The sequence below is a fragment of the Pseudovibrio exalbescens DSM 16456 genome, assembly GCF_000422785.1.
In the GTDB taxonomy this organism is placed as follows: domain Bacteria; phylum Pseudomonadota; class Alphaproteobacteria; order Rhizobiales; family Stappiaceae; genus Pseudovibrio; species Pseudovibrio exalbescens.
The window spans coordinates 16,218-36,613 of the sequence record NZ_KE383920.1 but is presented as its reverse complement, the minus strand read 5'-3'; the positions used below and the strand labels follow the sequence as shown (position 1 = coordinate 36,613).

Annotated in this window: 19 protein-coding genes; 1 reads left to right on the top strand and 18 read right to left on the bottom strand. The window is 55.4% G+C overall.

What is annotated here, in order from left to right; genetic code table 11:
• Positions 1-14 precede the first annotated feature (14 nt).
• Positions 15-893 (top strand): LysR family transcriptional regulator, encoded by an 879-nt coding sequence (locus G512_RS0118845; protein WP_102867391.1) that lies wholly within the window; start codon positions 15-17, stop codon positions 891-893.
• A gap of 85 nt (positions 894-978) precedes the next feature.
• Here the strand turns inward: G512_RS0118845 and G512_RS0118840 are convergent, their stop codons facing one another.
• From G512_RS0118840 to G512_RS0118755, 18 genes are all read right to left on the bottom strand, one after another.
• Complete coding sequence (locus G512_RS0118840) at positions 979-1,872, bottom strand: sugar kinase (protein ID WP_028483049.1); 894 nt, start codon at positions 1,870-1,872, stop codon at positions 979-981.
• 167 nt (positions 1,873-2,039) lie between these two features.
• Complete coding sequence (gene fbaA / locus G512_RS0118835; RefSeq protein WP_028483048.1) at positions 2,040-3,107, bottom strand: class II fructose-bisphosphate aldolase; 1,068 nt, start codon at positions 3,105-3,107, stop codon at positions 2,040-2,042.
• Positions 3,108-3,551: 444 nt separating this feature from the next.
• On the bottom strand, positions 3,552-4,301 hold the full coding sequence (locus G512_RS0118830) for a class I SAM-dependent methyltransferase (protein WP_028483047.1): 750 nt from the start codon (positions 4,299-4,301) through the stop codon (positions 3,552-3,554).
• 161 nt (positions 4,302-4,462) lie between these two features.
• Positions 4,463-5,857: a glycoside hydrolase family 1 protein gene (locus G512_RS0118825; RefSeq protein ID WP_028483046.1), complete on the bottom strand. Its 1,395-nt coding sequence runs from the start codon at positions 5,855-5,857 to the stop codon at positions 4,463-4,465.
• Positions 5,858-6,040: 183 nt separating this feature from the next.
• On the bottom strand, positions 6,041-7,423 hold the full coding sequence (locus G512_RS0118820; RefSeq protein WP_028483045.1) for an aspartate aminotransferase family protein: 1,383 nt from the start codon (positions 7,421-7,423) through the stop codon (positions 6,041-6,043).
• A 41-nt stretch (positions 7,424-7,464) separates the two neighbouring features.
• A complete protein-coding gene (locus G512_RS0118815) occupies positions 7,465-8,952 on the bottom strand; it encodes an NAD-dependent succinate-semialdehyde dehydrogenase (RefSeq protein WP_028483044.1) in 1,488 nt (495 codons plus the stop codon).
• A 119-nt stretch (positions 8,953-9,071) separates the two neighbouring features.
• Positions 9,072-9,572 (bottom strand): Lrp/AsnC family transcriptional regulator, encoded by a 501-nt coding sequence (locus tag G512_RS0118810; RefSeq protein WP_028483043.1) that lies wholly within the window; start codon positions 9,570-9,572, stop codon positions 9,072-9,074.
• Positions 9,573-9,584: 12 nt separating this feature from the next.
• Entirely contained in the window at positions 9,585-10,748 is a 1,164-nt protein-coding gene (gene argE, locus G512_RS21875) for an acetylornithine deacetylase (protein WP_036490306.1), read from the bottom strand.
• Between the two features lie 24 nt (positions 10,749-10,772).
• A complete protein-coding gene (gene doeA / locus G512_RS0118800; RefSeq protein WP_036490303.1) occupies positions 10,773-11,966 on the bottom strand; it encodes an ectoine hydrolase DoeA in 1,194 nt (397 codons plus the stop codon).
• 28 nt (positions 11,967-11,994) lie between these two features.
• Entirely contained in the window at positions 11,995-12,978 is a 984-nt protein-coding gene (locus G512_RS0118795; RefSeq protein WP_028483041.1) for a cyclodeaminase, read from the bottom strand.
• Positions 12,979-12,986: 8 nt separating this feature from the next.
• The gene (eutB, locus tag G512_RS0118790; protein ID WP_028483040.1) at positions 12,987-13,979 is read right to left on the bottom strand and encodes a hydroxyectoine utilization dehydratase EutB; all 993 of its coding nucleotides are present in this window, start codon (positions 13,977-13,979) and stop codon (positions 12,987-12,989) included.
• Positions 13,976-14,749 carry an aspartate racemase/maleate isomerase family protein gene (locus G512_RS21870; RefSeq protein WP_051269683.1) on the bottom strand — a complete coding sequence of 258 codons (774 nt, stop codon included), beginning with the start codon at positions 14,747-14,749 and terminating at the stop codon, positions 13,976-13,978. The genes eutB and G512_RS21870 overlap by 4 nt, the downstream gene beginning before the upstream one ends.
• A 7-nt stretch (positions 14,750-14,756) precedes the next feature.
• Complete coding sequence (gene ehuD, locus G512_RS0118780) at positions 14,757-15,416, bottom strand: ectoine/hydroxyectoine ABC transporter permease subunit EhuD (RefSeq protein WP_028483039.1); 660 nt, start codon at positions 15,414-15,416, stop codon at positions 14,757-14,759.
• Between the two features lie 9 nt (positions 15,417-15,425).
• The gene (gene ehuC, locus G512_RS0118775) at positions 15,426-16,082 is read right to left on the bottom strand and encodes an ectoine/hydroxyectoine ABC transporter permease subunit EhuC (RefSeq protein ID WP_028483038.1); all 657 of its coding nucleotides are present in this window, start codon (positions 16,080-16,082) and stop codon (positions 15,426-15,428) included.
• A 111-nt stretch (positions 16,083-16,193) separates the two neighbouring features.
• Positions 16,194-17,066 carry an ectoine/hydroxyectoine ABC transporter substrate-binding protein EhuB gene (ehuB, locus tag G512_RS0118770; protein WP_051269679.1) on the bottom strand — a complete coding sequence of 291 codons (873 nt, stop codon included), beginning with the start codon at positions 17,064-17,066 and terminating at the stop codon, positions 16,194-16,196.
• 24 nt (positions 17,067-17,090) lie between these two features.
• Positions 17,091-17,900: an ectoine/hydroxyectoine ABC transporter ATP-binding protein EhuA gene (gene ehuA, locus G512_RS0118765; protein WP_028483036.1), complete on the bottom strand. Its 810-nt coding sequence runs from the start codon at positions 17,898-17,900 to the stop codon at positions 17,091-17,093.
• Between the two features lie 155 nt (positions 17,901-18,055).
• Positions 18,056-19,459 carry a MocR-like ectoine utilization transcription factor EhuR gene (ehuR, locus tag G512_RS0118760; RefSeq protein ID WP_028483035.1) on the bottom strand — a complete coding sequence of 468 codons (1,404 nt, stop codon included), beginning with the start codon at positions 19,457-19,459 and terminating at the stop codon, positions 18,056-18,058.
• Positions 19,460-19,613: 154 nt separating this feature from the next.
• The gene (locus tag G512_RS0118755; protein WP_028483034.1) at positions 19,614-20,384 is read right to left on the bottom strand and encodes a FadR/GntR family transcriptional regulator; all 771 of its coding nucleotides are present in this window, start codon (positions 20,382-20,384) and stop codon (positions 19,614-19,616) included.
• Between the last annotated feature and the right edge of the window lie 12 nt (positions 20,385-20,396).

Sequence of the window (20,396 nt, the reverse complement as noted above, 5' to 3'; positions counted from 1 at the left end):
TTTGGAGAATGAAAATGGCCGCACTTAATTACAATCACCTACGCTATTTCTGGGCGGTTGCTCACGAGGGCAACCTGACGCGCACCGCAGAAAACCTGAATGTTTCGCAGTCCGCGCTGTCCACTCAAATCCAGAAACTGGAACAACAGCTTGGCCACAAGCTCTTTGAACGCCGTGGAAAACAATTGCGCCTGACCGAAGCGGGCCGGATCGCTCTGGATCATGCAGATGCGATTTTCAGTGCCGGCGAAGAGCTTCTGGGCACACTGCGAGAAACCGGCACCGCACGGCAAGTGCTGCGTGTGGGCGCGCTTGCGACGTTGTCGCGCAACTTTCAGGTGGGTTTCCTGCGCCCGGTTCTCACCCGTCCTGATGTTGAAGTGATCCTGTCCTCCGGCAGCTTTGCCGATTTGTTGAAAGAGCTGGAAGCGCTGCACCTTGACGTGGCCCTTGTGAATCTCGCCCCGACCCATGATGGCGCAACACCGTGGATTACCCACAAGATCGCCCAGCAGGAGGCGAGCCTCATCGGCATGCCGGAACGGGTGGAAGGCAAGCTCTCCATTGCTGGCTTGCTGCGCGATCACCCCGTGATCTTGCCACCGCTGGGCAGCACGATGCGCGCGGGGTTCGATGCCCTCGCGGATCGGTTGGGTGTGCGTCCAAAGATTGCCGCAGAGGTGGACGACATGGCCATGATCCGGCTCTTGGCTCGCGAGAATGTGGGGCTTGCCGTTGTGCCGCCCATTGTTGTGAAGGACGAGTTGGCCTCCGGCCGGTTGATGGAGGCAGCGAACCTCACAGGCATTGTCGAAACCTTTTACGCGGTCACCATATCGCGGCGCTTCCCCAACCCTTTGCTGCGCCCGCTGCTCGACTCGCCGCAAGTGTAAGATGCCTCCCAATAGAGCCAAGGTAAGAAATGCCAATAAAAAAGCCGCCGAAGCGGCGGCTTTTTCAAGATCGGAAGACGAAGGATCAGGTCCCTGCCGGAAACTCCTGCTTCACATCTTCAATGTCCGCCAGGGTCGGCAGCGATGCCTCGTTACCCAGATGCTGGATTGCGTGGGCAGATGCTGCACGGGCCAGCTTGAAGTGGTCTTCCCACTTGCCTTCCGGATTGGCGAGGTAGGCATAAACATAAGCGCCGTGGAAGGTATCACCTGCACCGTTGGTATCCACGATGCGATCTTTGGGCACCTTCAAGGACGGCAGATGACGGATCGGACCGTTGTTCTCGAACCAGTGCATGCCGCGCTCGCCCAGAGTAACCGCTCCCACCTTCACACCGCGCGTGCGCAGGTATTCCAGCGTTTCTTCAACGGACTTGCCGAGCTGTTCGCAGAACAGTTCAGAGACAACGGCCACATCAATGTAACCCAACAGCTCTTCCGTGTTCTCGCGCACGGCACCGCCGTCCAGAGAGGTCAGAATACCGTATTTGCGACATTGCTTGGCATAATGCAGTGCAGCTTCCGGAATGTGCCCATCCACGTGCAATGCGCGGCACCCGGCCAGATTCAGGTTCGGGAACGGGTGCAGAAAATCGTTGTCACGACAACGAACGATCGCACGCTTGCCGTCCTTCGGCATGATGAAAGACAGCGAGCTTTCAGCCACCTTGCAGCTGTGGATCGGGATCTGGTACTTCGCCGCCATATCGCGGAACATACGTGCCAGCCAGTCATCGGCCATGGAACACAAAAGATCCGGCGCGATGCCGAGCTTGGCGCATACGAAGGCCGCCGTCACCGCGTTACCGCCGAAGGCGACAGCGTAATCATTCGCAATCGTCTTCTCATCACCGGTCGGCATGGAGTCGGCGATAAATGTGACGTCGATGTAGGACTGGCCTATAAAAAGTGCTTTCATAACGGTCTCCAAATGGTCCGCAATTCCAGGAGGCAGGCCTGGAGCGTACTGCAAGGGCAAAGTGCTCGCAACGTATCCGATGCCTCACACACAACCTTGCCCAAGCTTACTGGGAATGAAAGAAGAGAGTGGCCCGGTTTCGGACCACCCTCCGTTTTGTTTCACGATTAGGCCAGTGACTTGCCGGTGCTTCCAAGGTCCTTGAAGGCCTCGGTCAGACGCTCGACAATGCCCAACTCACCGGCACGCAGCACTTTGCGCGGATCGTAGAGCTTCTTGTAGGGCGAGCCGTCTTCCGGATCCACCTGATACTTGAACGCCTTCGGATTTGCCTCAACGTATTCGCCGATCGGCTTAGAGAAAGCGAACTGGGTGTCGGTATCAATGTTCATCTTGAACACGCCATACCCCAGGCTTTCTGTGATCTTGGCCTTTTCAGAACCGGATCCGCCGTGGAACACGAGCGGCAGCGGGTTCTTCTCCAGCGAATGTGTTTCCTGAACCAGCTTTTGGCTTTCACGCAGGATTTCAGGACGCAGCTTCACATTGCCCGGCTTGTAGACGCCGTGCACGTTGCCGAACGAGGCAGCAACAGAGAAATGGCCAAGCGGTGACAGGCGATCATAGGCCTGCAACACATCTTCGGGCTGAGTGTAAAGCTTTGGATTGTCCGCGCCGATGTCCTCATCGGAACCAACGCCGTCTTCTTCCCCGCCGGTGCAGCCCAGTTCAATTTCCAGACTCATTTCCAGCGGAGCCATACGCTTGAGCAGACGTTCACTTTCGGCCAGGTTTTCTTCCAGGCTCTCTTCGGAAAGGTCAAGCATGTGGGATGTGAACAGCGGTTTGCCATGCTGCTTGTAATAGGCCTCACCTTCATCTACCAGCGCCTCCAGCCATGGCAGGAACTTGCGGTTGGCGTGGTCGGTGTGGAGTACGACACACACGCCATAATGCTTGGCAAGAAGGTGAACATGCTGCGCTGCGGAAACTGCGCCAAGCACGCGCGCCTTGAAGTCATCTTCCATGCCCTGGCCAGCGAAGAACTGTGCGCCGCCGTTGGAGAGCTGGATGATCACGTCAGACTTGTTTTTTGCTGCTGCCTCAAGGACCGCATTCAGGGAGTTGGTGCCAACAATATTTACGGCCGGCAGGGCATAGCCCTCTTCACGACACGCATCGACCAGTTTCTTATAATCGTCGCCATAAACGACGCCTGGCTGCAACTTTCCCATTTAGTCCTCCTATAGACCTTTTGGTCAGTTATGGGTGATTCAGAGCTTTGACGGGTACAATTTAAACCGATTTAAATCGCCACAACCTATGCACAGACACGTATAAAGCGCTATTTACGCGCGGATTACCTGCGACATGTTGTCGCAGTATCGTGCGAGCCAATTTCATGCCCGCGTGTCGGTGAACGTAAGCGCCGTACTGCGTTGTTTCAAAGGGCACAGACCCCTCGAAACGTCACAGAGATCAGCGTGGATGTGCGCCCATGAAACTGGAAGGAGCGGACCAGAAAAGCGCCACCTGCGCTGTCATTTCAGGACGCTGTCTCCCTATTTCAAATGGGCCATTTCACGCGGACAAGAGTTCACCACAACTGGGGGGACATGACAAGCCTTGGTGATGCAAATCGCCCGCGTAATCAGCTTTCCTTCCAGCAGGTTTCGCCGTTAAGGTTTCACCAGAATAAAGAAGACATATCCGAACGAACCGAGATATTGCCGAACAATGTCCATTTCGGTTCTGCAGTGCGCAACCACACCTTGAATGTCGGGGTCTTCACTTCCCGCGTATTCCTCTACCCGAGCACTCAACCCCGCATAATACTCATCCCACCAGTCGCTTTCCGGCAAGGTGAAACAGGTATGCAGCCGGTAGCCCACACTCAGTGCCAAATCCAGAAGGCCCACAACATCGGGCATGGCGCCTAGACCTTCATAGCATTTATTGAAGAACAGCTCTGCCGGTTCCGGCCGCTCAGCACTGACCCACATCAGGTCGGAAAAAGCGATCACACCGCCGGATTTAAGCAGCGGGTACCAATGGCGCAGCGCATTTTCGGGGCCAACCGTGAACACCGCTCCTTCGGCCCAGATGAGCGACAAACTGTCTGGTTCAAGCCCGAGGTCATCCATGGAAGCCTGTTTCACGCTCACATCTGCTTCTGGCACCTTCTTTCCCACTCTTTCCAAGAGAATTTGCAGGGACTGCGCATTCACATCAGAAGCAATGATCGGACGAGGCAAGGTTTGCGCGAGTGTCAGTGTAGATCCGCCCGTACCACAGCCAGCATCCAGTACAGATCCACCTTCAGGGAGTTTGGGCAGCAAGGAGAGCGCTTTGCGCGTTGAAGCTACACTCCCCGGCCCTTGCCGATCCAACCCGCCAAAAATCGCCTGAAACGCTTGTTCTGCTGACATGCCTGCCTCCCGAGAAACCTGAGCCTCCCCCAGATAAGCGCAGGATGGGACCTCAAAAAAATCAGAGGTTATACCTAATTCAGCATACCAACCATAAATTGCATGTTTGTGTTGTATGCGCGCATCACCCAGCGTCGACCACAACTGGGTGATGCCCGTCTTCACTTATCCTGCAGCGCAGCACCATTGCTGGCGATGACCTTTTTGTACCACTCGAAACTTTTCTTTCGGGACCGTTCCAGCGTACCACTTCCGTCATCGTGGCGATCGACGTAAATGAACCCATAGCGTTTGCTCATCTGCGCCGTTGAGTTAGAGACCAGGTCGATCGGTCCCCAACTGGTAAAGCCCATCAGATCGACCCCATCGAGGATCGCCTCGCGGGCCTGTACCAGGTGATCGTTCAGATAGGCGATGCGGTAATCATCATTGATCTCGCCGGTGTGCAGAACGTCATCACGAGCACCCAGTCCATTTTCTACTATGAACAGTGGCTTTTGATAGCGGTCGTAAAGGAAATTCAAAAGGATACGCAGTCCCTTCGGATCAATCAGCCAGCCCCATTCGGACTTTTCGAGATAGGGATTGGGCACGCTATCAACGATGTTGCCCACTTCCTTTTGTTTGGGATCGGCGCTGGCGCAGCCCGACGCATAGTAGCTGAACGAAATGAAGTCCACGCTGGCCTGAGCCAGTTCGTCAAGATCGCCGTCTTCCATGGCAATATCAATGCCCTGATCACGGAAATAGCGCAGCATGTAGCCCGGATATTTGCCACGGGTTTGCACATCCCCAAAGAACAGCCACTTGTTGTTTTCATTCATGGCCGCAATCACGTCATCCGGATTGCAGTTATAAGGATAGGTGATGGCTCCCAAGAGCATGTTGCCGATCCGGGCATTGGGCACAATATCGTGGCACAAGCGCACAGCCCGCGCGCTCGCTACCAACTGATGGTGAATGGCCTGATAGATCTGTTGCTCACTGGCCCCTTCCGGCAGACCCACGCCTGTAAACGGGGCGTGCAGCGACATGTTGATCTCATTAAAGGTGAGCCACAGTTTTACCTTGTCCTTGTAAGCCTCGAACACAGTGCGGGCATAGCGCTCGAAAAAGCCGATGAGGTGGCGGTCTCCCCAGCCATTATAGCGCTCTGTCAACGCATACGGCATTTCATAGTGGGACAGGGTCACAAAAGGGGTGATGTCATGGCACGCCAGTTCATCAAAAATCTTGTGATAGTACGCCAACCCCGCTTCATTGGGAGCCTCGTCGTCACCATTAGGGAAGATCCGGCTCCAGGCGATGGACAAACGCAAGCAGTTGAATCCCATCTCCTTGAACAACGCAATGTCCTCGGGATACCGATTGTAAAAATCGATCGCCAGATCTTTGATGCCCGGCGTGCGTTCCTCTCGACTTTGATGCGGGCTCAAAATGCCGTTTGGCAACATGTCCGACGTGGACAAGCCCTTGCCATCCCGGTCAAAAGCGCCTTCCACCTGATTGGCCGCAATAGCGCCGCCCCAAAGAAAATTGTCGGGAAAGTGTGTCATGGGTCGCATCCCTCAGGCTCAATGTGAGCGTTTTCATCTCGCGGGCGCTGACCCTACACAATATTCGCAAGCAGATGAAGGCGGATGACACCGTGAACCCTCGCCAGGTCCATGCTACCGGCCAACCAAGGGGCGTGCGGCCATTTCCACACGCCCTCCTGGACCACCGAAGCCAGACAACTGTTACAGCAGGTTTTCGGCCACATCCGAAATCGCATCTCGTGCGGCTCCCACGATCAGATCGGCTTCCTGTCGGCTCAGGCAAAGCGGCGGAGCAAAGCCCAGAATGTCGCCCTGCGGCATGGCACGTCCAATCACCTTTGAGCGTTGCAGCAAGGCAGCGGCGATTTGCGGCCCGACCTTCTCCGATGCATCAAAGAACTGACGGGTATCCTTGTCACGAACAAACTCCACAGCGGCCAGAATCCCTTCCCCGCGCACATCACCCACGATCGGCAGATCGGAAAGTGCCTCCTTCAATGTCGCATTGAAATAAGCACCCGTGTCCTTGGCGTTGGTCACCAGATCAAATTGATCGATCAAACGCAAGTTTGCCACGCCCGCAGCCGCGCCAATGGGATGGGCGGAATACGTCCAGCCATGACCGATAGGGCCGAACTCGTCTGTTCCCAGTTCCAGTACCTTCCAGACATTCTTGGACACAATGGAACCGGACAGCGGCGCATATGCAGATGTCAGCCCCTTTGCAATGGTGATGATATCCGGCTCAATGCCGTAGTGGTCAGATCCGAACATGGACCCCAGGCGGCCAAAACCAGTAACAACCTCGTCTGCAATCAACAGAATGTCGTGTTTTTTCAGCACGGCCTGAATGGCTTCCCAGTAGCCAGTTGGCGGTGGAACAATGCCGCCTGTCCCAAGTACGGGCTCGCCAATGAAAGCGGCGATGGTATCGGCGCCTTCCTGCTCGATCAGCTCTTCAAGGCTGGCAACACAGCTTTCGACAAACTGGGCTTCGGTTTGCTCAAGGTTCTGACGGCGGAAGTAATAGGGTGCATCCGTGTGAATGACTTGCTCCAATGGCAAATCGAACTTCTTGTGAAACAGCTCCAGCCCGGTCAGGGAACCGGTCATCAAACCTGAACCATGATAGCCTCGCCACCGGGAGATGATCTTCTTCTTTTCAGGACGACCCAAAACGTTGTTGTAGTACCAAACCAGTTTGATGTTGGTTTCATTGGCATCGGATCCGGACAAACCGAAGTAGACCTTGGACATATTGGCAGGCGCCCGATCCAAGATCATTTTCGACAGAGTAATCGAAGCCTCCGTACTGTGCCCCACATACGCGTGGTAGTAGGCCAGTTCTCTGGCTTGCTCTGCAATGGCCTCCGCCACCTCCTGGCGGCCGTAACCGATGTTCACGCAATAAAGGCCGGCGAACGCATCCAGCATGCGTGTGCCATCCCGGTCTTCAATATAGACCCCTTCCCCTCCACGAATGACCCGGTTGCACTGCTCACCACGGGCAAACTGGGCCAAATGAGTGGAGGGATGAAAGAAGTTTTCGCGGTCCCATTCCGCAAGCTGGTCGTTTCTCAACATTGTAAAAGCCTCTGGTTTTCAATGGGTTCAGAAAAAGGAAATTATCGGTAGTCGCGGCAGACGTATTTTATTTCGGTAAAGGCCTCCATGCCCTGGCGTGCGCCTTCTCGGCCGATACCCGATTGCTTCATGCCACCGAAGGGAATTGGCGCACCGGTAACCTTGGTGCGATTGACAGCCACCATGCCATAGTCCAACTGCCGGGTTGCCCGATAGATGCGCCGTGCATTCAACGTATGCAGATAGGCCACCAGGCCGTACTCGCTGTCGTTTGCACGCGCGATCACATCCTCTTCGCTGTCGAACGCCGACAACGCGGCCACTGGGCCAAAGGTTTCTTCCTGATAAATCCGGGCATGAGCGGGTGTGTCGCCGAGTACGGTAGGCTGAAAAAACAACGGTCCCAGATCGCTTCTCGCGCCACCGCACAAAAGCTTGGCCCCTTTTTCCAGCGCGTCACGCACGTGGTCTTCCTGTTTGGCCACGGCAGCCGCGTTCATCAGCGGCCCGATATCCGGGTCTTCCAAACCGTGATCAACGGTCAATCGCCGGGTCGCGGCCACAAAGCGTTCGGCAAAGGCTTCATAGATCGGACGTTCAATAAAAATCCGATTGGCCGCCAAACAGTCTTGCCCCGACGTTGCAAACTTCGCCGCAATGGCACTGTTGACCGCATGATCCAGATCCGCATCAGCATAAACGATGAAAGGCGCATGTCCGCCCAACTCCAGCACCAGCCGTTTGATCGTCGGAGCACATTGGGTATAAAGCAGCCGTCCCACTTGCGTAGACCCGGTGAAAGACAAGCCGCGCACACGGGTGTCCTGGGTCCAAGGCTCCACTACGGCGGCTGGTTCGCCGGTGACCACATTGATAACGCCGGCGGGTATTCCAGCGCGCTCAGCCAACTCGGCCAGCGCGGTCGCAGAAAAGGGTGTCTCTTTTGACGGATGTATGACGCAAGTACATCCAGCGGCTAGAGCTGCTGCCGCCTTGCGCGTGATCATGGCGCTGGGAAAGTTCCATGGCGTTACAAGTGCCACGACACCCAGCGGCTCGCGCCAAACTTCCACTTCACCATCCGGCAAGTGGGAAGTTATCCCCTCGATGTTGGGGCGTTTTGCTTCTTCGCTGTAAAATTCGACAAACTCGGCAGCGTAGTCAATTTCGCCGCGTGCCTCTGACAAGGGTTTGCCCTGTTCCAGGGTCATGAGTAACGCCAAATCTTCGCGATTTATGCAAATTTGTTCAAACCAACGACGCAATAACGCAGCCCGATCCTGAGGCAGCCTATCGCTCCACTCGGTAAATGCAGCGTCTGCAGCCTCAATGGCTCGGTTGCTTTCTGATGTGCCCAGCGCCGGCACCGTGCCGATGAAATCCCCGGAGCCCGGATCGGTCACTGCCAAGCTCTCTCCGGTATCCGCCGCGCACCATTCACCGTTTATATAACTGAATTCCTTGAAGAGTTTTGGGTCGGACAACTTCTCGAGCGCTGCACTGCGCGGTCGCTCCAACGTCATGCTCATCAACTAACCCTCCTCTGAAAGCCATTGGAGCATCCTGATGGATTCTACGTAGAAGGTGCATCTGAGTTGGAAGGAATGCGCAGGCGTTTCTTCGTTTCGACCGCAACTGACGAGAAGAATTATTGGGGCACTGTGGGATAAAGACGGTCCAGCGGCAGAGCGGTTTGACTTTTGACAGCCTTGGTTACCACATAGGTGTAGTAACGACGCAGGCCGATGTTGGCATCCAGCAGTTCGTCAATGAAGCGTTGATAGCTATCAACATCACGGCTAACTACCTTTAAAATATAGTCAATTCCACCACCGACTGCCCAGCATTCCATGATTTCGGGATACAGCTGGACTGCGTTTTCAAAACGCTCGAAGTCTTGTGTGCGGTGACTGTCCAGTTCCACTTCCACCAACACGAATGTAAGCGGCGTGAAGGCCTTGAGGGATAAGCGTGCTTCATAGCGTTCAATAAATCCGGCCTGCTCCAGCCGCTTCAGCCGTTCCCAGCACGGCGCAGGCGAAAGATTGACTCGTTCCGCCAACGCTGCCTTGGTGATCCGGCCTTCTTCCTGAAGGATTTTCAGGATCTCCCAATCTCTGTCATCAAGTTTGATGCGCGTTTTCACCATCCGCCTTCCCCGTCAGAATGACTGATGGTGAGCGACATTTTGCAGGAATGCAAGACACCGTTCAATTTCGGAAACCGCAATGAATTCATCGGGTTTATGAGCCTGATAGATGCTTCCCGGTCCATAAACCACCGTGGGAATGCCAATCTTCTGAAAGTGGCCCGCGTCCGTCCCAAACGACACAAACTCGCTGGTATTTGATCCGGTCAGGGCGCGGATCAAGTGCATCGCTTCACTTTTTTCATCTGCCAGCAACGGGGGCACGTCGGCCTCCACAATCGTCCGGATTTCCGCATTTTCCGTCATCTCGCGCATTTCCGGTAGCAACACCTCTTCACCAAACCGGCTGATCTCATCCAGAATGGCATAGCCATCTGCAGCCGGAATAGGGCGTAACTCCCAATCAAAGGAACAAAAGCCTGCTGTGATGTTGCGCGCGGCCCCGCCCTCGATGCGCCCGACATTGAGAGTTGAGAAGGAGGGTGTGAACTTGTCATCCTGCGCTTCCTCTTCCCGCAGACGCCGAGCGACCTCATGAATCTTGCCGATATAGCGCACCGCATAGTCGATAGCGTTCACACCCTTGATCGGATCGGAACCATGCACCTCCAGACCGACAATCTCGGTGCGCAGTTCGAAACCCGCCTTGTGCCCGGTAACCAGACGCATCAACGTGGGCTCCCCAACGATCGCTGCGGCTGGACGCATCGGCTTGGATTCAATATCTCGCGCCAGAACAGGCGCACCGAATCCGCCGATTTCTTCGTCAAAACAAACGGATAGATGAATAGGGCGTTTCAATTCCGCCCTCTGAAACTCTGGTACCATGGCCAACATGCAGGCGATGAACCCCTTCATGTCCACGGCACCGCGGCCGAACAACTTGCCGTCCCGCTCCTCCATCGTAAAGGGATCGCTACTCCAGATCTGACCGGTTGTAGGCACCACATCCGTATGGCCGTTGAGCACGATGCCACCATCAACTTCAGGGCCGATGGTGGCATACAGATTGGCGCGTTCACCCGTCTCGTCATAGGTCACGGAGGCCTCAATGCCATGGGCCTCCAGATACGCCAGAATGGCCGCGATCAGGTCAAGATTCGACTCGCCCGAGATCGTTGGAAAGGCAATCAACTGAGAGAGGATTGCTTTTGTGTTCGCGAGGGTATCTTGCATGACGCCACTCACTTTCCGGAAGGATTAGGAGATTACAAACAAATGCCTTGGAACGTTTGCAAGGCACTCGGCCCCTTGTGCTCCAATGGCAATACTCTCGGTGATTTCCAGCCCCCAGCTCTCTCGCCAGAGCGCTGTCATGAAATGGAAGGTCATGCCCTCCTCCAGCACCGTCTTGTCGCCGGGCCTCAGGCTCATGGTACGCTCCCCCCAGTCCGGCGGATAAGACAGTCCAATCGGGTATCCTGTACGGCTATCCTTATGAATTCCATGCTTTTTTAGGACCGCAAAAAACGCATTTGCGATGTCTTCACACAGGTTTCCAGCCTTGGCCTGTTCCAACCCGGCCAGCGTTCCCTCCAGCACCGCAGCCTCCGCTTCGCGAAAATGCTGCGGTGGTTTGCCGAAGTAGATCGTACGGGAGAGCGGCACATGATAGCGGCGGTAACATCCAGCGACCTCGAAAAACGTGCCTTCATCCTCACGCATGGGCCGATCGTCCCACGTCAGATGAGAGGCAGACGCATCCACTCCTGACGGCAACAACGGCACGATCGCCGGATAATCGCCGCCATGTTCTGCGGTACCGCGAATGCCTGCATCAAAAATCTCCGCCACAAGATCGTTCTTGCGCATTCCGGGTCGGGCAACTGCCAGAATACGCTCGTGGATCTTGTTGGTGATCTCGCCGGCAATCCGCATGTATGTCAGCTCACGTGGCGATTTGACCGCCCGCTGCCAGTTTACCAGCCCGTTGCAATCCTTGAAGGACGCATTGGGTAGCCCCGAAAGCAACGACGTGTAGGCCTTTGCGGAAAAGTAATAGTTGTCCATTTCCAGACCAATGGAGGCGCGCCCCAAGCCCCATGACTCCAGAAGTTGTGACAGATAGTCCATAGGATGACGGTCCTTGGACTGCACATAATGGTCCTCGTAGCCGATGATACTATCCGGCGAGAGGTAGGTGGTGCGGCGTGCACCCGCGGCATCCATCCCTCGTCCAAACCAGCGGGGTTCGCCCTCCAAAGTGAGCACCACGCATTGATGCACATAAAAGGACCACCCGTCATAGCCTGTCAGCCACGCCATGTTGGATGGGTCATACACGATAATAACGTCGAGCCCTGCCTGCTGCATGGCCCTGCGTGTTTTCGAGAGCCGCGCCTCATACTCGGCTCGCTCGAAATGCAAAATTGGTTCCAGCGCGTTGATCTCCATACGGTCTCCTCCAGATCAACCTGTTGTTTTATATAAGGATACCCGCCCCCTCTTTCTCGGCGCGTTCCCGAGCAAAAGCCGCTATGGCCGTATCTTGCACCCCCATGCCCGTCAGGTCGCAAAGGGTGATATCTGCCGCTGAAACGCGGCCATCCCGGTGACCGGTGATTATTTCACTCAGTTCAGGGATGTCTTCCGTTGCTGGCGCGTTCCCGTACGCCAGCGCTGTGCGCAGCTCGCCGCGTGTCATTGTTTGTGTTCGGCGGTCTGCAACGTATCTGGAAAGGTGATTGAAGCAGGCTGGATCTATTTCGTTCTTGTAATTTGCATCCGAACCCATCGCTGTGATGTGCTGACCCGGACGCAGCCACTCGGCCTGCAAGAGTGGTGATCTGGAAGGTGTTGTCGTGACCACGACATCGGCCCTTGGCACCGCCAATGACAAATCGTCAACGGCTTGGATCGTGATGGATAGCTTTTGTCCGAGATCCTGAGCGAGCCGCGCTGCCTTGTCCTTACAGCGTCCCCAAACCTCTGCGGATTTTATGGGGAGCACCTGACACAAGGCCTGAAGTTGAAGACGCGCCTGTACACCTGTGCCAACAATCAAGGCGTTATGGGCGTCCGGGCGCGCCAGGAATCTGGCTGCAACAGCCCCTGCGCACGCTGTGCGGATATCGGTCAGGTAGCCATTATCCATCAACAGCGCTTCTACAAGTCCGGTTTTGGCGCTGAAAACAACCATCAACCCGTTGAGGCTGGGCAATCCAATACTCGGATTATCAAAGAAACCAGGGCTGACCTTGATGGCGAAACTGTCCAGACAAGGCACATAGGCGGTCTTTACGTCAACTTCACCGTTATGCTCGGGGATTTCCATGGACAGCACCGGTGGCATCACCACCGAGCGGAGGGACAGTGCCGCAATGGCCTGTTCTATGCAGGCTATGCTTTCCGGTGTCAGAGTGACCGCTGCCTTGAGCTCGGCTTCCGTCAATACGCGAACGGCCATCGCCCCTCCTAAAGATTGACCATTTCACCCGAAATCAACTTGTGATGAACGTGTAAATCGATGTTTCGGCCGCTACAGACAACGGCAACTGGACCAGCTTGCTTTACTTTTCCGTTAAGTAAAGCAGAAATTCCCACAGCACCGCTTCCTTCGAGGATTTCCCCAAGCTGCCAGTATGCATATCGAATACCAGAGGCTATTTCCTCCTCCGAAAGTAGAATTACTTGATCTACATACCGCTTCACGAGATTGAATGTATATCGGTTCGTCAATCCCACACCGCCGCCGAGCGAATCTGCCAGAGACGCCTCTTCACGCACTTGAACGGGGCTGCCGGCCTGCAAGCTGGCAGCCATCGCCGCGCCGCGTTGCATGGAAATGCCGATGATGCGTGTTTGCGGGCGAAGTGTCTTGACCGCCACAGCAATACCGGCAAGAAGCCCGCCACCTGAAAGGGGCACCAAAAGGCACTCCGGTGTGGGGTCCTGGGCCATGATGTCCAGTCCGAGCGTACCCTGCCCTGAAATGACCTGAGGATGATCAAAAGGCGGGATCATGGTTCGCCCTTCCTGTTCGATCAGCCGATCGACTTCACTCTGCGCTTCATCTTGAGAGTTGCCGATGATCCTGACATCCGCACCGAGGTCGCGTATGGCCTGCACCTTGTTTTCCGGCACCAGTTTGGACATGCACACAATGCAAGAAACGCCGGCCTGCGCCGCAGCATATGCCAAGGCCCGCCCATGATTGCCAGTGGACACGCCAATCACACCGCGGCGTTTTTCTTCGTTACTGAGAGAAAGAACCGCATTCGTGGCCCCACGCAGCTTGAAACTGCCAGTGGTTTGCCGATGTTCGAATTTCATCGAAACGGTACAGCCCAGCTTCCGCGAGAGGATTGGATCGAGAACAGTCGGCGTCTGGGCGATGTGGGCACTAATGCGGTGCTGTGCCTGTAAAACCTGAGTGAAATCCGGCTCCGACTGTCTCGATTGATTCATGGTTCGCTTTCCTCACGTCCCGGTTTGACTGCAAACAGACGATCCTTGATCCCTGCTGGCAATGGTAGATCCAGATGGTGCCATGTCAGCCAGACAGCCGCCTGATTACTCGTCACGACCGGCTTTCCGATTTTTCCCTCAATTGTCGTCACCGTCTGCCGAGCGGGCAACGCTGTGCAGGAAATGAACAAGGCATCGCTCGCCGGGTCACTGGTTTCCACCGCCGCCTCAACGATGGTTTCCGCACTCAGGCGCGCCATATCGCGATCGTCCCCCAACCCCATACAAGCGTGTGAAACCACATCGAAGTGCTTGGCTTCAAAATACCTTTGAATCGGCACGGATGTTTCCGGCAAGTAAGGCGTCAACAGGCTAATCTTGCGCGCGCCCAAGGCGTTCAATGCCTTGGTCGCAGCAATCGTGGGTGTAATGGGTAAGGCGTCCGGCTTGGCTCTTCGCAACAGCTTGCAGACCTCATCCTCGCCCAAGGTAACAGAGGCGGAGGTGCAACTGTAGTACAACACATCAAGGTGCTGATCCGGCAGGATCAGCCCTCCGGCATCTTCGATATGCGGCAACATCGCCCGCAGATTGTCGGCGGTGGTAGGATTGACGTAGCGAACGCGATTGCAATACACCCCAACCCGATCCTGCGGCATAGCGCGCCGGAAATCGAGTTCGGTAATGTTATCTGTCGCCAACAAAATCAACCCCACCCGTTTTTCAACGGGTGAGGTCAAATAGTGCATCGGCATGCTCAGAAGTTTCATGGCGATCTCAATGGTGTGGCCGTGCGTAGCGTTGCTCCAGCCGGCGCAGGAAGATAACCGAGGGGATACTGATCAGCAGGAAGAACACACCTACCATCGTCATCGGTTCAAGATACCGGTAGTGGAAGTTGGAAAGGCTGCGGGCCTGATTCATCAACTCCAGAACGGTGATGGCGCTCAACAATGGCGTTTCCTTGAACATGGCGATGATGTAGTTCGCCAGAGCCGGGATCATTGGCGGGATCGCCTGCGGAATGATGATCTCTTTCCAGGTCTGTGACTTGGTCAGGTTGACAGCCTTGGCCGCCTCCCATTGTCCCTTCGGAATATTGTCAATGCCGGCACGATAGACTTCTGCGGTATAGGTTCCGTAGTGAAGCCCAAGACCAATGACACCGGCGACCAACGGCGAGAGCAAAATGCCAACATCCGGCAGAATGTAGAACAGAAAATAGAGTTGCACCAAAAGCGGGGTGCCGCGCACGAACTCGATAAACCATTTCGAGCATTGCGAGATAAACCAGTTTGGTGAGCGACACATGATTGCCAGAAACAACCCCACGGTAAGAGCGAGGACAGAGCCCAGCGCGGTCGCCTGAATGGTGACCACCACGCCCTGCCACAAGGTGGGTAGTGACTCGATTACAAATTGCCAGTCCCATTCCATGGAGGCCTCCTATTTCGTTACGTCCAACCCATCCGACAACCGCTTTTCCAGCGTGCGAACGGTGGTGGAGATGACCATGGCAATGGCGAAATACAGTACCAAAATGGTCAGGAATGGCATGGCGGTACTGCCGGTTTGGGCTCGGACAACTTGCGACTGAAAGGTCATGTCCGCCAGTGAGATCAAGGAGACCACTGCGGTTCCCTTCAACAACTCAATGGCATTGTTGCCAAAGGTGGGCAGCATGACCACAACGGCCTGCGGCAGGATGATATGGCGCATGCGTTGCCAAGGTGTCAGGTTGAGCGCAAGCCCTGCTTCCTTCTGGCCCTTGTCGATGGACTGAACGGCTCCGCGTACGACTTCGGCGCCATATGCGCCCACATTCAAGCCCAGGGCAAGTACGCCAGCAATGAACGGCGACACGGGAATGCCAGCAAGCGGCAGCACGAAATAGGCCCAAAACAGCTGGACGAAAATGGACGTTCCGCGGAAAAACTCGATGTAAGTGGTGGCGAGTATGCGCAGAATGCGGAACTTGGACATTCTTGCCAATCCCGCCACAAAGGCCATGAACAAGGCCAGCGCACAACCCAATACGGTGAGTTGAACTGTGAGCACAGCCCCATCCAGGATCAACTCAAGGTAGCCTAACCACTGTTGCATGTGGATGTAACTTTCTCAAAAACCTGGGTAACAAAACGAGTGCCCGACGCATCAGGCACTCGCAGGGTGGGCGGCATCGCCCACCCGATGACTTGGACAAGAGCCTAAGGCTTAGTTAGGACCGCCACACAACTCTTCACGGCTTGTCAGGTTCGGTGCATCGCCTGGGAAACCGAAGGATGCAACCAGTTCCTGAAACTCACCGGATTCCTTCATCTCGGCCAGCGCTTCATCATAGGCATTACGCAAAGCAGTATCCTGCTTGCGGAATGCTGCGCCTGCGCAGTACACCGGCGTACCTTCAATTGGCGTTACCATTTCAAGGTTCGGATCATCGGCTTTCTTGAGCAGATCACCGATGGACAAAGTTGGCAGGGCGTACACGTCGAGACGGCCATCCTGCAGCATCTTGATACCGGACTGACCATCCGGAACAACGACAACGCGGTCACGCGGGACACCCGCTTCCAGTGCCAAGCGCTCTTCCGTGCCACCACCCGGTGCACCGATGCGAGCACTCTCGTGTGCTGCTACCTCTTCATAGGTGGTCAGGCCCAGCGGGTTGCCCTTCTTGACTGCAAACGCTTCGGCGTCACAAAGATCCGGTTCGGAGAAAATGACCGCTGCACAACGCTCTGGCTTGATGAACAGACCTGCAGCTACCAGGTCGAAACGACCGGCCTGCAGACCCGGGATCATGGCACCGTATTCAGAAACGGAAGCGACGACTTCATTTACGCCCAAACGCTTGAGTACCGCGCGCGCAACTTCCGGCGCTGCACCGGTTACTTCGCCACCAGCTGTCACTTCCGTGTACGGAGGCTCGTTTGCAATTGCAATGCGCGCATAACCCTGCTCCTTCAAACGCTCTAGCGTGTCTTGCGCCTGCGCGGAGGTTACGCCCATTGGGTTGAGACCAGCAGCCGCGATGCCCGCGACGGCCAGCGAAACGCCTAAAAGATTTCGCTTAAAATTGCCAAACATATTGAATACCCCTTTTTTGAGTGTTTAGAGAACAGCAGCTTGCTTCTCTGCTTTTCGTTTGCCCGCAGACAGCACTTTGCGCAGGAACGACTGCGTTCTTTCCTCTTCTGGATTTGTGAAGATCTGTTCCGGAGGACCGCTCTCAATGATGTGGCCATGGTCAAAGAAGAGCACACGGTCTGCGAAGTCGCGTGCAAAGCCCATCTCATGTGTTACCAGAAGCATGGTCATGTCCGTTTCCTCGCCAAGCTGGCGCATGACGGATAGCACCTCATCCACCAACTCTGGATCAAGGGCCGACGTGACCTCATCAAACAACATGATCTTGGGTTCCAGCGCCAACGCACGGGCAATCGCCACGCGTTGCTTTTGACCACCCGACAAGGAAGCCGGTTTATCGTCTTTCTTGTCAGCCAGACCGACCATGTCCAGAAGCTCCATCGCGCGCTGCTCCGCCTCACGGGCTGGAACGCCCAGCGTGAGCCGTGGTGCGAGGGTGATGTTTTCCAGAACAGTCTTGTGCGGGAACAGGTTGAAGTGTTGGAACACCATACCGATTTTCTCGCGCATCTTGTGCAGATGCGCTTCATCGGCATCAACCAACTCACCGCCCTTCTCCATGTGCCAGAGCTGCTCGCCCTCGATCAAAATATGACCGGAGGTGAGTGTTTCCAGCGTCATGAGAATGCGCAGGATCGTCGTCTTGCCTGAGCCGGACGGCCCGATGAGAGCGAGTTTCTCTCCGGGCTGCACCTGAAACGACAGGTTGTCCAGCACAGTGAGATCCCCGAAACGCTTAGTAATTGATTGTATGTCTATAATTGGCTGAGCCATTGTCTCCCTCAAGCTGAGATCGACGTACCTTCAAACAAGGACAATTAAGCGTCAATACTTATATTAAATCATTACAATCGTTCAGAAATAAATCAAAACAATTACCCAGCGCATTTGCGCGGGGTTCAACAAGCTCCACAACCTTGAGGAAGTCGTTAAAAAGTTGGCAGCGGTTTTTCGGCTCTCGACTTGATCAGACGCCCGAGAGAGGTCAGAGCGCGTTTCAGCCTGTCTTCATCGCCTGCCCCAACGGCAATTCTGATGGCATTGTCATGAGCCAACTCACCGCCGCTAGCTGATTGTATCATGACAAAAGGCTTACTTCCTGCCACTGCAACGTTTTCGCTGCGAGCGCGGCTGATGAATTCGGCCTCATCCCATCCATCCGGAAGGGGCACCCACACATGCGTGCTGTTGTCGTGAGCGTAAAAAGCTATATCCGACAGAACCTTACGGACAAGCTTGTGGCGCTTGGCCAGTGCCTTTGCCTGAAATTCGACCAGTTTGTCTGCCGTTCCGTCAGCCAGCCAACCGCAAACAACCTCTACCGTTAAGGCATCCGCCATCCAGTTCGTGACCAGATGCCTGTTCCGAGCCGCCACCGACATCTCTTCAGGCGCCAGCAAAATACCCACTCGAAGGCCCGGCATGATTTGCTTGCTGAAGGAGGTTATGTAGAACGTCAAATCGGGTTTGAGGGCTTTGAAAGTCAGCGGTGCGTTGCGCACGGTTGCGCCCATGACATCGTCTTCAATGATGTAAACTTCGTGCTTTTCTGCGATCCGAATGATTTCTCTGCGACGCCGCACGCTCATCACAGAAGATCGTGGATTAGCTACTGTTGGGCAAAGCATGACGGCGCGCACCTTGTGCTCATCACAGACTGCCTCAAACGAATCGGGGGTCAGACCTTCCTCGTCCATTTCCGCCACGCACAGGCGAATTCCCAAATAACTCGCCAACGGCTTCAAGTTATGAAAGCTAATTTCTTCAACGCACAACGCAGCCCCGGGGGGAACCGCCGTCATGACCGCAGCGGTGAGTGCGGGAGAGGCCCCGTTGGTGAACAAGATCTCAGCCGGACGGGCGGGAATATTGCGCCGTTGCAGCCAACGGCACGCAATCATGGAGTGCTTTTGAAATGCGCATTCCGGGCGAAAGGACTGGGTTAGATTGGGAGTGAGGTTTGCGGAGAGGCGTTGGAGCGAGTTTTGCAGCACTTCGTGATGCATTTCGGTTATGACCGGCTTGAGCATTGAAAGGTCAATAAGCTCGCTCTCCCGGGTCGGTAGAAAGGGCATGGGCGTCTCTGTGGGACGCTCGCGAACAAAGGTTCCCCGCCCCACTTCCCCGCTGAGATAACCAAGGTCGCGAAGGGCCTCGTAGGCGCGGGTGACCGTTTGGACAGATACGTTCAAGCCATAAGCCAAATCGCGATGCGTCGGCAGCCTGGCCCCGGGCTGCAAATCACCACGATCAATGGCATGGATTATTTCGTTCTGAAGAGACTTGTAGACGGGCCGAGATAATTGATCTGATTTAGGAAGCCAACTTGTCATGGTTTCTCATAGCACCAGAGTCCCCAAAGAGCAAATTGACCGCAGCAACTACGAACAATTAGAGGTTGAGAAGGTCGTCGCGCTTGGTGCAATGGGCACACTCCTGCCGTCGGGTCTCAAGCGCTTCCACCTGTCTACTTGCAGCTGTAGCTTGTCATGATTTCTGGGGGGCTGGGCCACGCATCTCGGCACGTTCCAGCATGTATCGTTCGGCTTCAATCATGTGATTGCGCATCAGCATCCGACACAGCTCCTTGTCGCCGGCGCGCATGGCACGCAACAGCCTGACCTGGTAATGCAATCCGGTTTCCCGAAGCGCCGGGTTGGGCTCACTGTATATAGATCGGCAAACCGTCATGTCGCGCAGCAGACTGAGCAGGAACGCACACGTGAACGCCAGTATCTGATTTGGGCAATGACGGGTCAGTTCTTCATGGAAATCCAGCTCTGCAAGCCTTTGTGCGTATTCTTGCTCCGCCGTCTGTGGCTCATCTTCGTAAAGCCGAATGCAACTTTGCAGGGCTTGAAATGCCTCCTCGGACAACGCCCCTGCAACAGAGGCTGCCAGCTCGGGCTCCAATTGCTTGCGCAGGGTGTATATGTCGGAAATGGACGGCTGCTGGAAAAGAAAGAGGTTGTCCAGAAAACCGATAGCATCCGACGGCTTGACGCTCGAAACGAAGACCCCTCCCCCCGGACCACTTCGGGTCCAGATCAAGCCCTGAAACTCCAGCAACTTCAAGGCCTCGCGCAATGTTCCTCGCGAGGCTTTCACCGTCTCCGGCTGGATCCACTCACTTGGAACGCGATCGCCGGGGCGCAAGCCGGCCTCGATGATCTGTTCACGCAGATTTCGAGCCACGATATCCGGACGACGCAAGCGCCGCGGTAGACCGCAGTCTGTTGAGTTGGGAGAGCTGTTCATTCGTTCTTCGTT